Consider the following 13,151-nt stretch of genomic DNA (forward strand, 5'->3'; position numbering starts at 1 on the left):
TCGGTGTTTTTTTACACTGCGGCAACTTGTTCAACTTTCACACGGTAAGGAGACGACCATGCAACATTCCATGTTCAACGTTGCGTTCGATCGCTGCTCTGGCAGCGCGAAGACTCGTGCTCTTTATTTGCCGCGTGGAGGGGACAGGTAACACCTGCTTTTTTCATCACCCGCGGTTGTCCCGCAGGGTGATCACCTCTCTCCGGGGGAACCGCACGTTCAACTGGAGAATATTATGTCTATCGAACTCGCCCTGCTGCGCCACGTAGAGACCCTGGTTCAAAAAAGGATCACCCGGCTGGAGCGTCGCGTCAGCTACCTGCATCTTTCACCTGCCCTGCTCAAAGACATCGGGCTGGAAGGCAAGGAAGTGCAGATCGCCCACATCCGTGAGCGGGAGTTTCAAACCGGTTTCCGGCTCGGGAATCGAATAACCTGAGGGGAGGGGGCCCGGCCCCCGACCTGGTGGATGGCAGGCCTGGGCCTGCCATTTTTCTTTCCTGATGAGCATTGTCTCAATTTAGTTGTCGCACATTGCGCCAAACACTCTATGATCCCCCTCCGTTTCGTATGGGAGTTGATAATGTTCCGCCGCTGCTGTCGTCTCATCCTGCTATGTGGTCTGGCTTTCTGGAGCCTGATGGTTGCGGCCGCGCCGGCGCAACTGGACCAGAGCAACTTCACCCTGGACGAACTGCACTGGCTTGCCACCCATGATGAACTGGTCGTCGGCATGCCTTCGGCGGCCTGGCCACCCTATGTCTATACCGATGGGCGCGGCAACTTCACCGGCCCCCTGGATGAATTCGCCTCCCAGATTGCAGCCAGGCTGGGGGTGAGCCTTCGCTACCGTGCCTATGCCAACAATGCGGCGGTCCAGCAGGCCTTGCTGGATGGCAAGGTCGACATGTTGATCGGGGTGGCTCCGAGCCCGACCCGCACCCTGCAGATGCAATTTACCTCCGAGCTGATGGCACTGCCCCGGGCCGTGCTGTTGACGGGGGGGCGGGAGAGCCTCTCCCTGGAGGAGGCCTATGGGGTGCGCTGGGTCTGCGTCTTCGGTGTCAGCGCCTGCGATGAGCTGCTGCGCCTTGGGATCTCGAACCTGATCACGGCCGACAGCCGGGACGAGGCGATCTTCATGCTCAAGGAGGGCAAGGCGGATGCCTACCTGGCCGAACTGCCCATGCTGAACAGGCTGCAAGCCATGGCGGGCATGGCGCTGGCCAGGATCGACTGGATGAGGGATACCTCCCTCGCCATGGCCGTGGCGCCCAGGAATGATGTCTTGCAGGGATTGCTGGAGCGGGCCCTCGAGGATATCTCTCCCCTCGAGCGTCGCGCCATTCTGGAGGCGGGGGATATCCTCGACTATGCCCTGGTGAAAAGGAGCAGGGAGATCGTCTTCAATCCGCAGGAGCAGGCGTGGTTGCAAGCACATCCGGTCATCCGCTACGGGGTTGCTCCGGATTGGCCCGGGATGAGCGAGGTGGACGACAGGGGGCGGCTCAAGGGGCTCATTGCCGATCTGCTGACACTGATGAGCCAGCGTGCCGGGCTCCAGTTCACCCTGGTGCCGACCCGGAGCTGGGCCCAGAGCATGGCGCTCTTCCAGGATCGCAAGCTGGATCTCATCCCGGCCATGACTCCCACCGCGGAGCGTCAGCAGTTTGCCCGGTTTACCCCCAACTACGCGTCGATCAACCGGGTGGTCGTGGCGAGGCAGGGGATGGCCGAGCTCACCGCCGCCAGGGCACTGAAAGGGCACAGGGTGGGCATGGTGGGGGGCTCGGTGGAGCAGGTCTTGCTGAACGAGGTGGGGGCCATCGCCGTGCCGGTGGCCAGCGATGCCGAATTGCTGCCCCTGCTGGACCAGCAGAAGGTCGACTATGTGCTGATGAGCACCACCACCCTGGAGCAGTCGCTGCAAAAGGGATTCAGCGACCGCTACCAGGTGGTCTTCTCCGGCAGCGACCTGCGGGTACCCATCGCCATGGCGACCCAGTTGCAGGACCCCATGCTGCAGCAGATCCTCACCAAGGTGCTGATCGCCATTCCCCCCGACGAGCTCTCCGCCCTGGAGAAAAAGTGGCTCTCCCTGACCATACAGACGGGACTGGATCCGAAGACGGTGCTGCTCTGGTCCTCCCTCGGCGGCGGCATTTTCCTGCTCTGCCTCTTGCTGTTCATGGGCTGGAACCGGACGTTGCGCCGCCAGATCAGCCAGCGGCGGGAGGCCGAGCGGCGGCTCGAGGAGCAGCTGGTGTTTGTCCAGATGATGCTGGATGCCCTGCCCAACCAGGTGGTGCTGACCAACGAGCGCTATGAAGTGGCAATGACGAACCGGGCGTATCGGCAGATGTTCCTCGGCGGGGAGAACCTGACGGGCTCCTATGAGCGGTTGCTCCAGGATCGATTGCCCGAGTCGATCCGTGCCAGGGTGATGGAGGAGGATGCCAGCGTCTGGGAGAGCGGAGAGGAGCTTCATGGACGGGGCGAGATCCGGTTTGATGACGATCGCCTGCACCAGATGATCTACACCAAGCGGCTCTTTGCGGGGCCCGATGACAAGCGGCTCGGGATCCTGACCGTGCTGACCGACGTGACCGAGCTGGAGCAGGCGCGGTTTGCGGCCCAGGAGGCGCAGACCCGGCTGACCCAGATCACCGACAGCATGCCGGGTCTGGTCTATCAGTATCACTGGCTTGGGCCGGGCAAGGGGCACTTCCTCTACACCTCGCAAGGGGTCAGGGAGATGGTGGGGGTGGAAGAGGACCTGGTCGGCATGGCGGTCACCGGTGCCTCCATCCTGGGGCTGACAGGCAAGGCGCACCAGGACTTCGTGGCCACGGTGGATCGTCATGCCCTGAGCATGCAGCCGCTGGATCTCGAGGTGGAGATCCGGCGCCAGGGGGAGGCGGGCTATTTGCAGATCCGTGGTCATTTCGTTCACCAGGAGGGGCTTGAAGGGGTCATATTGAACGGCGTGGTGCAGGACATCACCAAGCTCAAGCGCCAGGAGCTGGAGCTGCGCCAGGCCAGGCGGGTGGCGGAGGAGGCGACCCAGGCGCGCAGCCGCTTCCTCGCCACCATGAGTCATGAGCTTCGCACTCCCATCTCCGGCATGCACGGCATGCTGGAGCTGCTGCAAATGAGCCCGCTGGATGACGATCAGCGCTACATGTTGCGCAATATCTCGACCTCCACCAACCACCTGCTCTATCTGGTGAACGACATCCTGGACTTCTCCAAGATGGAAGCCGGGCAGTTGCAACTGCACCCCCATCACTGCCGCCTGACCTCGGTGATTTGCGATGTCATCCGGGGACATGCGGCCCTGGCCTATGGCAAAGGGCTCAACGTGACGCTGCGGTGGGGAAAGACGGTGCCGGATCTGGCCTGCATCGACGGGATAAGGGTGGGGCAGGTGATCTCCAATCTGTTGAACAACGCGGTGAAGTTCACCGAGGCGGGGGCGATCGCCATCCAGGTGGATTATGAAGACGACCGGCTGGCCTTCCGGGTCCGGGATACCGGGATCGGCATCGCCCTGGAGCAGCAGCGCACCCTCTTCATCCCGTTCAAGCAGGTGGAGTCCGACACCAACCGCCGATTTGGCGGCACCGGGCTTGGGCTTGCCATCTGTCATCAACTCACCCAGAAAATGGGGGGGAGCCTGACCCTGGAGAGTACCCCCGGAATGGGCACCTGCGTGACTTTCACGTTGCCTCTGGCCGAGTGCCAGTGGGAAGCGCCCCCCCTGACCGGCCAGGTATGGTGGTGGTTTGGGGAGGATGAGGGGCTGGAATCGGTGATGGCCAGGCTGGGCGCCAGACTGGTACGCATGGAGGCACACCATTGGCAGCAGCCCCTCGAGGGGCATCTGTTGGCGCAGGAGAATCACCTGGAGCAGGCCCTTGGCAGTGACTGGCTGGCCTGTTTGCAGCGTTCGAACCTCAAGGGCATAGTACTCTCTCCCCATGAGGCCCTGCGGGGGCGCATGGGTGGCGACGCCTGGTGGCGACTGGGACAATCGCCTCTCTACCCGGATCTGTTGCTGGAAACCTGCCAGTCACTGTTCAACCAGCAGGCGAGCCAGTCGATGGGGATGGAGGGGGAGAAGCTCAAGGGGCGGGTGCTAGTGGCCGATGATCACCCCGTCAACCGGGCATTGCTGACGAGACAGCTCGCTATCCTGGGGCTCGAGTCCGAGGTGGTGGAAGATGGCGAGGAGGCGCTGCGCGCCTGGCAGGGGCAGGACTTCGCCCTGCTGCTGACCGACTGCCACATGCCGGTGATGGATGGCTATGCCCTCACGCGAGCCTTGCGGGATGCCGGGGACAGTGCTCCCATTATCGGGGTGACGGCCGATACCTCTGAGGAGGCGAGCCAACAGATGCGTGATGCCGGCATGAACGACATGCTGTTCAAGCCCTACAGCCTGGATGCCCTGAGCCAGACCCTGGGACGCTGGTTGCCGGCTCAGGAAGAACAGCTCGCCTCGGAGGCGCCCCGGCAAGCCAGGGTTCAGCTGCCAGGCATAAGCTGGTTGACCCTGTTCGGGGATGAGGCGGTGGCACGCAGCATGGCCAGCGAATACCTGGAAGCCAACGAGCAGGATGGCGAGGACATGAGGCTGGCGCTGGCCAGCCAGGATACCCAGGCGCTGGTGGAGACGGCACATCGCATCAAGGGGGCCGCGCGCATGGTAGGACAGCAGGCATTGGCAGAGGAGGCGGCCCGGCTGGAGGCGGCGGCCAGATTGAAACAACTGGACAAGCTCGATGACCTGGCCAGGGCGGTACAGGCATTGATGGACTCTATCAGAGGTGAAACGGGGTTATGGCTCGATGAATAGCGCACGGCATGAGTTGGCGATCATGGTGGTGGAGGATCACAACTTCCAGCGCAAGGCCCTGATGCACCAGATCCGCGGACTGGGCTACGGCAACCTGCTGGAGGCGCAGGACGGGGAGGAGGCGCTGGCACAGTGTCAGCACCACAGGGTCGACATCCTGTTCTGCGATCTGCGTATGCCGGGCATGGATGGCATGGCGCTGCTGCGCCGCCTCTCCCTTGGCGGGTTCCGCGGCGGCATTGTGCTGTGCAGCGCCCTGGAGGATGACGTGGTCGATGCCGTGCTGCGCATGAGCCGGGCCTATGGCCTGCAGGTGCTGGGGCGCATCGAGAAACCCGCGTCTTCCCAGCAGATCGCGCAGCTCATCGGTGCCTGGCGGCCCCAGCAGGTGCGCAGCCAGGAAGAGGATGGTTATCACCTGACCCTGGATGAGCTGCGCCGGGCGCTGGATCAGGACCAGTTGCTGCCCTGGTATCAACCCAAGGTGGGTTTTCACAACGGGGAGTGGCTCGGCATGGAAGCGCTTGCCCGCTGGCAGCACCCCGAATATGGCCTCATCTCGCCGGCCCGTTTCATCCCGCTGGCGGAGCACAACGGGCTCATCGACCCGCTCACCGAGGTGATCATCGGCAAGGCTCTGCGGGACGGCCACCTGTGGGAGAAGACCGGGCTCTCCCTGAACCTGTCGATGAACCTCTCTACCACCTCCCTCATCGAGGGGGATCTGTGCAACACCCTGCTCAGCCACTGCCAGCGCTGGAGCATCAACCCCGAGCTCATCACCCTCGAAGTGACCGAGAGCGCCTTCGTCAAGGATCTCGGCAAGTCGCTGGAGGTGCTGACCCGCTTGCGGATGCACGGTTTTGGTCTCTCCATCGATGATTTCGGGACCGGCTACTCCTCCATGCAGCAGCTCGCCCTGCTCCCCTTTACCGAGTTGAAACTGGACAGATCCTTCGTGGATCGCTGCTATGAAGATCCCTCTCGCCTAGCCATCATCGAGTCCAGCATCGAGCTGGCTCGCAAGTTGGGCTTGAAATCGGTGGCCGAGGGGGTCGAAGATGAGGCGACCTGGCAATTGCTGGCGAAGCTGGGGTGCGATCAATGCCAGGGCTTCTTCTCCGCCCGTCCCATGCCCCGCGAGGAGCTGATGGGATGGCATCAGGGTTGGCGGGCTCGTTTGCCCGCGCTCATCAGACGCTAATCCCGGGCAGGATGCCCGACGAATTCCAAGGATGGCCATGAAAATATCAAGCAAGTTGTTGTTGAGCTTCTGTTTTATCAACCTGCTCATCATTCTCTCCTCCGCCCTTGTCTATCATCAGCTCGGCCGGATCGAAGGCTCGCAAGATGCCTTGCTGGCCCAGGCCCTGCCCGCCCTGCAGCGGGACGAGGCGAGCCAGAAAGCCCTGATTGCCACCGTCTCCTCCCTGCGGGCCTATCTCATCCTCGGCAAGGATCCGGCACAGGGTGATCGCATCAAGCAGGAGTGGGAAGAGGCCTGGCACGCCATCGAACGCCAGCGTTTCACTCCCGACCTGACCCGGGCACTCAAGGATTTCAAGGGGGCACAGTCACAGGTGTGGGCCCTGGCTCACACCGAAGAGAACCTGCCCGCCCACACCCTGATGCTGCTGGAGGCCGGCCCCCTGGCGGAGTCGGCCCTCGATCAGTTGCAGTCTTTTGCCAATGAAGAGGTGGCGACGCCCCAGGCGACGTTGCCCGGTGACAGGCGCCTGCTGCTCAAGCAGGTGGGGGATGCCTACAACAGCCTGGGCAATGCGCTCTCCGCCCTGCGGGATTTCCTCATCTCGGGGGAGAAGGAGTACCTGGACAAGTACCGGGACTACTACCAGTTCCACCAGCAGCGGGTGGCCGAGCTGAAACAGCAAGAGGCCAACTTCACCGAGGCACAAAAGGGGCTCTGGACGCTCTTTGAAGAGATGTCAGCCCCCTTTGCCGAGCTGGTCGGTCAGGTGATCGAGAAGCGCCAGGCTCCGGACTGGGACAGGGCCAACCACCTGATGGCCACCGAGATAGAGCCCGCCCTGACCCGGCTGGCGGATCAGCTGGCGACCCAGGTGACCCATACCCGTGCCGAGGTGGACAAGATGGCGGGGGAGATGGCGGCCGCCAGTCAGACCATTCACCGCACCCTGCTGCTGGCCACCACCAGCGTCATCCTGCTGGGCACCCTGGTGGCCCTGCTGTTCAGCCGGCGCCTGACCCGGGACATCGCCAGCCTGGTGAAACGGGCGGGCCTGGTGGCCGATGGCCGCCTCCCCGTCACCCCCTTGCCCGTGCTTCGTCAGGATGAGCTGGGAGGGCTCACGGGCTCCATCAATCGGATGTCGGCACAGTTGCGCGAGCTGGTGGGGGAGATCCAGGGGGCGGTCGGTCAGGTGGAAGGGGCTGGCCGCGAGGTGGGCCAGACCACCAATGCCATCGTGGATGATCTGGCGAGCCAGAATCAGCGTCTCGATGCGGTGGCAGCCGCCATCGAGCAGATGTCGGTCAGTACCCGGGATGTGGCGGGCAACATTGCGGACGCGGCGGGAGCGGCTCGCCAGACCGAGCAACAGGCAAGGGAGGGGGAGCAGGCCCTCGCCCGCATGGGGACCACCATGGCGCAGATTGGTGCCATGATTGCCCAGGCAAACCAGGCGATGACGCAGCTCAGCAGCCAGAGCGAGCAGGTGGGGAGGGTCACCGAAGTGATCGCCACCATCGCCGAGCAGACCAATCTGCTGGCACTCAATGCGGCCATCGAGGCGGCGCGAGCCGGTGAGCAGGGACGGGGATTTGCCGTGGTGGCCGATGAAGTGAGGCAGTTGGCCAGCCGCACCAGCGCATCGACCATGGAGATCAACCAGACCATTGCCAGCATCCAGCAGCAGACCCGGGAGACCGCGGATACCGTGGGCAGCGGTACCCTGCTGGTGGAGCAGGGGCGCTGCGCCGTGGCCTCGGTGACCGAGACTCTGGAGTCGATGGCGACGCTGGTGCAGGATCTCAGCGGCCAGCTTGCCGCCATCGCCACCGCCACCGAGCAGCAGTCAAGGGCGGCGCAGGAGGTGGCGGGCACGGTGGAGGAGATTGCCGGGCTCAGCCATCAGTCCAGCGAGCATGGCCAGCAGGGGGAGCAGATCGCCGCCCGCCTGACCCGGGAGACGGGGAGACTGACATCGGCCATCAGCCGCTTCGAACTGGATGCCTGACGAAAGGAAGAGAAAAACGGGGCAGACCTCTGGGTCTGCCCCGTTTTTTTCGGCCCGAAAACCTGGTGGCGGAAGGACGCACGACGCAGGTGCGGTCCTGACCGATCGGGAGCAGAGGGATGGTGTCTTGTGTACTGCCCTGTGGCTCTTTCTGCCGACAGGACGGGTCACTCCAGGCGGCGGAAGGCCTGGTTTTCGAAGCTGCTGCAGGTCTCCTGGTTGAGCAGGTTGACCAGCAGGATGGCCCGCTTTTCGCCATCCGGCTCCAGATAGATGGCTTCAAACCCGGCGAGGGGGCCGGATTCGATAAGTACCTTGTCTCCCTGGGTCGGCAGACGGGCATAGCTGGCGCGCGCCTCGTCGCTGTCGTCCCGGCTCATGAGCCGGTAGATCAGCTGGCTGCTGACGGGGGTCCACTCCTTGCCGAAGTGGATGATGCGACTGATGCCCCGGGTCGATTTCAGGGTGATCGGGGTGACCTCTTCCAGATCCACGTAGATGAAGAGATAGTTGGGGAACATGGGCTCGCGCTGGGGCACGCGCTTGCCTCGCCGCAGTTTTTCAATCTCGACCATGGGGTAATAGGATTCCACGCCCTGGGCTGCCAGATGGGCGCGGGCGCGGGCCTCTTCCTTGGGTTTGCAGTAGGCCAGATACCATTTCTTCATTGTTGTTCTGTTTTTCGTGTTGCCGTGCTTGTGGCTATGATAACGGGGGTAAAAAAAAAGGCCACGCTTGACGTGGCCTTTTTTCCAGAGTGAGTGATTACCAACCTTTCACCAGACCGCCCTTGAACAGCTCGGTCCCCTTCTTGAAGACCTCGTCGGTCTGGAAGGACTGAACGAACTCCTTGACCTTCTCGTCGTCCTTGTTGTTCTCGCGAGCAACGATCAGGTTGACGTAGGGGGACTCCTTGTCTTCGACAAACAGGCCGTTCTCGGTCGGGGTCAGACCAATCTGACCGGCGAAGGTGTTGTTGATGATGGCCAGATCCACGTCTTCCAGGGAGCGCGGCAGTTGTGCGGCTTCCAGCTCGACGATCTTGAAGTTGCGCGGGTTGCTGGCGATGTCCAGTACGGTCGCTTCCAGACCGGCACCCTCTTTCAGCTTCAGCAGGCCCTGCTTCTCCAGCAGGATCAGGGAACGACCCAGGTTGGTCGGATCGTTCGGCACCGCGATCTGGGCACCGTCTTTCAGCTCGGACAGGGCCTTGACCTTCTTGGAGTAACCGGCGATCGGGTAGACGAAGGTGTTGCCGACCGGCACCAGCTTGAAGCCGCGATCACGGATCTGGGCATCCAGGTAGGGTTTGTGCTGGAAGGCGTTGACGTCGACGCTGCCGTCGTTCAGGGCCACGTTCGGGGTGACGTAGTCGGAGAAGGTGACCACTTCGACGGTCAGGCCGTATTTTTCCTTGGCCACCTTGGCCGCGGTCTCAACCAGCTCGGTCTCGGGACCGGCGATGGCGCCCACCTTCAGGGTCTTGTTCTCTTCCTTCTGGCCGCAGCCGACCAGTACCAGGGTTGCCAGCAGCGCAGCGGCTGCGGATTTGATGCCCAATTTCATAAAAACCTCCTGTCAGAAATCGACGATTAACGATGATCACATTGTTTGACCAGGCGCTCACCCGCGCTCTGGATGAGTTGAACCAGCACCACCAGAATGACCACGGTGACCAGCATGACGGTGGGATCGAAACGCTGGTAGCCGTAGCGAATACCCACATCACCGAGACCACCGCCTCCGATGGCACCTGCCATGGCGGAGTAGTTCACCAGGGTGACGAGGGTGATGATGACGCTGTTGAGGATCCCCGGCAGGGCCTCGGGCAGCAGCACCTTGGCGATGATTTGCAGGGGCTTGGCCCCCATGGCCTTGGCCGCTTCCAGCAGGCCGTCAGGCACCTCCATCAGGGCCCCTTCCACCAGGCGGGCGATGAAGGGAATGCAGCCCACGGTCAGCGGCACGATGGCGGCGATGGTGCCGATGCTGGTGCCGACGATGAAGCGGGTCAACGGAATGATGGCGACCAGCAGAATGATGAAGGGCACGGAGCGACCGACGTTGACGATGACGCCCAGGACCTTGTTGAGCAGCGGATTGGCCAGGATCTGGCCTGCCTTGGTCACGTGCAGCGCCACGCCGAGCGGCAGGCCGAGCAGGCAACCGAACAGGGCGGAGGCAAACACCATGATCAGGGTGTCGCCGAGGGCCGTGATGAGCAGGTTAATCATTGCTTCGGACATAGCCCATTACCTCCAGCTGAATGTGGTTGTCGATGAAGAACTGCTGGGATGCCTCGCACTGGGCCTCGTCCCCGAACAGCTCGGCCAGCAGGAAGCCGAACTTGACCCCGCCGGCGTATTCGATGTCCGCACTCAGGATGCTGATATCGATGTTGAAACGGCGGCTCACCTCGGAGATGAGCGGCGAATCGACGGTCGCGCCGGTGAAGCCGAGCTTGACCAGGGGGTAGCTGCCGGGCACGCGCTCCGCACTCATCCGCTCCTGATACTCCTGCGGCACCTCCAGATGGATGGTGGAGTGGATGAAGTCGCGGGCCAGCTGGGTCTTGGCGTTGCTGAAGAACCAGGCCACCTCTCCCTGCTCGATCAGGCGACCGTCGCTGATGATGGCGACCTCGTCACAGATCCCCTTCACCACGTCCATCTCGTGGGTGATGAGCAGTATGGTGAGCCCCAGCTTGACGTTGATCTCCTTGAGCAGGGTCAGGATGGAGCGGGTGGTCTGGGGGTCGAGGGCCGAGGTGGCCTCGTCGCACAGCAGCACCTTGGGAGCCGGTGCCAGGGCACGGGCGATGGCGACGCGCTGCTTCTGGCCGCCGGAGAGCTCGGACGGATAGGCGTGGGCACGGGCTTCCAGCCCGACCAGGGCCAGCAGTTCGCTGACCCGGCTCTGGATCTTGTCCTTGCTCCAGCCCGCCAGCTCCAGCGGGAAGGCGATGTTGGCGGAGACGGTGCGAGAGGCCAGCAGGTTGAAGTGCTGGAAGATCATGCCGATCTGGCGGCGAGCCTGAGTCAGATCCCGCTCGCTCAGGGCGACCAGGTCCTGGTCATCGACGATGACCTGCCCCTCGGTGGGGCGCTCCAGCAGGTTGACGCAGCGGATGAGGGTACTCTTGCCGGCACCGGAGGCACCGATCACCCCGAAGATCTTGCCTTGGGGCACATGCAGGCTCACGTCACGCAGGGCGTGCACGGCATCACTGCCTTTACCGTAGACTTTGTTGAGACCGATCAACTTAATCATGGATTCTTCCGTGCTAACAGCCTTAAAGCACAGGGCGCTACAGGCGGGTAAATTGGGCAGAGGTTTCACTGGGTAGCTCTGTCATCATGGAGGATGATGCTAAGATGTCCGGATGGCTGTGTCAACGCATGTTTTTACGTCTAGACGTCTAAAAAATGGATAAGGATTCCCGCCATTTGACTATGGTGTGGAGGTATCACCACCAGTATCAATATTAGATTCCGATTTTATGAATCTAGTCCGAATATAAGCTGGTAAATATCTTTTATGTCGTCGATTTGATGCCTCCCTTCGGGCAAGGTGCCCGGTCGTCCGGGCAGCATCGCTGCCGGTTTCCCCTTCCTCCTGCCGTCTCTTTTTCTGCTTTCTTTTCCATCTCCTTGATGCAGAACAATAAATGACCAGTTCGTGGCCGTGTCGACATGCCAGCTCCCTATACTGGCTGCAGGTGGATGCCAGGAGGGAGGCGAGATGCGATTCCAACAGATCAAGGACCTGATGCTCTATCTCGAGGAGCTTCATCATCGGCAAGGGCGCATTTACGGGCGCCAGATCCCCCGGGTGGATGCTGAGCGCAGCAGAATGTTGCTGGCCTATCTGCAAGGGCGGGAGGATGCCGCGGCGGCCCATCTGCACGATTATCGCGAGCAGATGGGCAGCGCGGTGAAGGAGACCTGGCTGGATCAGGGGTTTGGCGAGGATCTGCTGGCCGAGGGGGATCGTCTGGCGCTGCCCGCCACAACCCAGCCCGCGGAGATAGTGGCCCTGGTGTCACGCCAGGAGGAGAGGCTCATCGGCGAGCTGGAACGTCTGGCCCGGGAGTGCCCCACGCCCGATACGGCGGCGCTGCTGAAAGCCCTGGCCTCCATGGCCCAATCCCGCCTGACCCGTCTGGTACACGGTGCTCATCGCCTCGACGATCTATGAGCCGGATGGGAGAGACCCGGCACGGGCCGGGTCTTCTGATGTTGCTGGCGGTCAGCCCCCTTGCCGGGCCGCGCCATAGAGGGCGGCGCCTATGATGCCGGCCTGGTTGAGGTTCGCGGCCGCCACCAGGGGAGCCCGGGTCTCAATTTTGTCGATGAACTTGTCGAGCTTGGCGGCGCTGCCGCCCCCCAGGATGAAGAGGTCGGGGGAGAACAGAAACTCCAGGCGAGCCAGGTATTTGTTGAAACGTTTGCCCCAGCGGCCCCAGGAAAGATCCTCGCGCTTGCGCACCGCATCGGAGCAATAGTGTTCGGCCACCATGCCTTCCAGCATCAGGTGACCCAGTTCGGTATTGGGCAGCAACTGGCCATTGACGAAGACGGCGGTACCGATGCCGGTGCCGACGGTGATGAGGATGATGACGCCCTGGCGATCCTGCCCGGTGCCAAAGCGCATCTCCGCCAGACCGGCCGCATCGGCGTCGTTCAGGACATGGCAGGGCAGGCCGGTCACATCGGCAAACAGGTGGGCGGCATCGGTCTCAATCCAGCTCTTGTCGATGTTGGAGGCATTCTTGGCGATGCCGTTGTGGATGGTGGCGGGAAAACCGCACCCCACGGGACCCTTCCATTGGAAGTGCTCGACCAGCGCCTTGAGGGTGTGTGCCACGGCGGCCGGGGTTGCCGGTTGCGGTGTGGCGATGCGGTGGCGTTCGCCAATCAGCTCCCCGGTTTCGGTGTCGACCAGGCAGCCCTTGATCCCGGACCCCCCAATATCTACTCCCAGCATCTGCATCAGAATCTTCCTTTTATTGTGCCGATGTTCAATGGTCGGCAGAGCATGAAAAAATGGCTGCGATCCGGCAAGTGCCAGATCAC

General features: G+C 62.5%; 10 protein-coding genes. 5 read left to right on the forward strand and 5 right to left on the reverse strand.

Annotated elements, in window-relative coordinates:
• Positions 1-235 precede the first annotated feature (235 nt).
• From AB5Y80_RS03355 to AB5Y80_RS03370, 4 genes are all read left to right on the forward strand, one after another.
• A complete protein-coding gene (locus AB5Y80_RS03355) occupies positions 236-439 on the forward strand; it encodes a hypothetical protein (protein ID WP_041211124.1) in 204 nt (67 codons plus the stop codon).
• A 144-nt stretch (positions 440-583) separates the two neighbouring features.
• On the forward strand, positions 584-4,858 hold the full coding sequence (locus AB5Y80_RS03360; protein WP_368172517.1) for a transporter substrate-binding domain-containing protein: 4,275 nt from the start codon (positions 584-586) through the stop codon (positions 4,856-4,858).
• The gene (locus AB5Y80_RS03365) at positions 4,851-6,062 is read left to right on the forward strand and encodes an EAL domain-containing protein (protein WP_368172518.1); all 1,212 of its coding nucleotides are present in this window, start codon (positions 4,851-4,853) and stop codon (positions 6,060-6,062) included. Before AB5Y80_RS03360 ends, AB5Y80_RS03365 begins: the two co-directional genes overlap by 8 nt.
• A gap of 37 nt (positions 6,063-6,099) precedes the next feature.
• Positions 6,100-8,076: a methyl-accepting chemotaxis protein gene (locus tag AB5Y80_RS03370; protein WP_368172519.1), complete on the forward strand. Its 1,977-nt coding sequence runs from the start codon at positions 6,100-6,102 to the stop codon at positions 8,074-8,076.
• A 167-nt stretch (positions 8,077-8,243) separates the two neighbouring features.
• Here AB5Y80_RS03370 and rfaH read toward each other — a convergent pair whose 3' ends face one another.
• The 4 genes from rfaH to metN all read right to left on the reverse strand — a co-directional run bounded on the left by rfaH (position 8,244) and on the right by metN (position 11,346).
• Complete coding sequence (rfaH, locus tag AB5Y80_RS03375) at positions 8,244-8,744, reverse strand: transcription/translation regulatory transformer protein RfaH (RefSeq protein WP_226043802.1); 501 nt, start codon at positions 8,742-8,744, stop codon at positions 8,244-8,246.
• A gap of 97 nt (positions 8,745-8,841) precedes the next feature.
• The gene (metQ, locus tag AB5Y80_RS03380; protein WP_010673183.1) at positions 8,842-9,642 is read right to left on the reverse strand and encodes a methionine ABC transporter substrate-binding lipoprotein MetQ; all 801 of its coding nucleotides are present in this window, start codon (positions 9,640-9,642) and stop codon (positions 8,842-8,844) included.
• A 26-nt stretch (positions 9,643-9,668) separates the two neighbouring features.
• Positions 9,669-10,322 (reverse strand): methionine ABC transporter permease, encoded by a 654-nt coding sequence (locus AB5Y80_RS03385; RefSeq protein ID WP_368172520.1) that lies wholly within the window; start codon positions 10,320-10,322, stop codon positions 9,669-9,671.
• Complete coding sequence (gene metN, locus AB5Y80_RS03390) at positions 10,303-11,346, reverse strand: methionine ABC transporter ATP-binding protein MetN (RefSeq protein WP_368172521.1); 1,044 nt, start codon at positions 11,344-11,346, stop codon at positions 10,303-10,305. The genes AB5Y80_RS03385 and metN overlap by 20 nt, the downstream gene beginning before the upstream one ends.
• 471 nt (positions 11,347-11,817) lie before the next feature.
• Here metN and AB5Y80_RS03395 point away from each other — a divergent pair, with 471 nt between their 5' ends.
• Positions 11,818-12,273 carry a hypothetical protein gene (locus AB5Y80_RS03395; protein ID WP_039040959.1) on the forward strand — a complete coding sequence of 152 codons (456 nt, stop codon included), beginning with the start codon at positions 11,818-11,820 and terminating at the stop codon, positions 12,271-12,273.
• Positions 12,274-12,324: 51 nt separating this feature from the next.
• Here the strand turns inward: AB5Y80_RS03395 and ppgK are convergent, their stop codons facing one another.
• A complete protein-coding gene (gene ppgK, locus AB5Y80_RS03400) occupies positions 12,325-13,068 on the reverse strand; it encodes a polyphosphate--glucose phosphotransferase (RefSeq protein WP_010673187.1) in 744 nt (247 codons plus the stop codon).
• Positions 13,069-13,151: the final 83 nt, after the last annotated feature.

The sequence above is a fragment of the Aeromonas sp. R2-1 genome (genome assembly GCF_040908425.1).
Lineage (GTDB): Bacteria > Pseudomonadota > Gammaproteobacteria > Enterobacterales > Aeromonadaceae > Aeromonas > Aeromonas caviae.

What these genes read in the sequence shown, in the direction of transcription:
- AB5Y80_RS03355 (WP_041211124.1), top strand. Translation starts at nt 236, where the DNA reads ATGTCTATCGAACTCGCCCTGCTGCGCCACGTAGAGACCCTGGTTCAA.
- AB5Y80_RS03360 (WP_368172517.1), top strand. Translation starts at nt 584, where the DNA reads ATGTTCCGCCGCTGCTGTCGTCTCATCCTGCTATGTGGTCTGGCTTTC.
- AB5Y80_RS03365 (WP_368172518.1), top strand. Translation starts at nt 4,851, where the DNA reads ATGAATAGCGCACGGCATGAGTTGGCGATCATGGTGGTGGAGGATCAC.
- AB5Y80_RS03370 (WP_368172519.1), top strand. Translation starts at nt 6,100, where the DNA reads ATGAAAATATCAAGCAAGTTGTTGTTGAGCTTCTGTTTTATCAACCTG.
- rfaH (WP_226043802.1), bottom strand. Translation starts at nt 8,744, where the DNA reads ATGAAGAAATGGTATCTGGCCTACTGCAAACCCAAGGAAGAGGCCCGC.
- metQ (WP_010673183.1), bottom strand. Translation starts at nt 9,642, where the DNA reads ATGAAATTGGGCATCAAATCCGCAGCCGCTGCGCTGCTGGCAACCCTG.
- AB5Y80_RS03385 (WP_368172520.1), bottom strand. Translation starts at nt 10,322, where the DNA reads ATGTCCGAAGCAATGATTAACCTGCTCATCACGGCCCTCGGCGACACC.
- metN (WP_368172521.1), bottom strand. Translation starts at nt 11,346, where the DNA reads ATGATTAAGTTGATCGGTCTCAACAAAGTCTACGGTAAAGGCAGTGAT.
- AB5Y80_RS03395 (WP_039040959.1), top strand. Translation starts at nt 11,818, where the DNA reads ATGCGATTCCAACAGATCAAGGACCTGATGCTCTATCTCGAGGAGCTT.
- ppgK (WP_010673187.1), bottom strand. Translation starts at nt 13,068, where the DNA reads ATGCAGATGCTGGGAGTAGATATTGGGGGGTCCGGGATCAAGGGCTGC.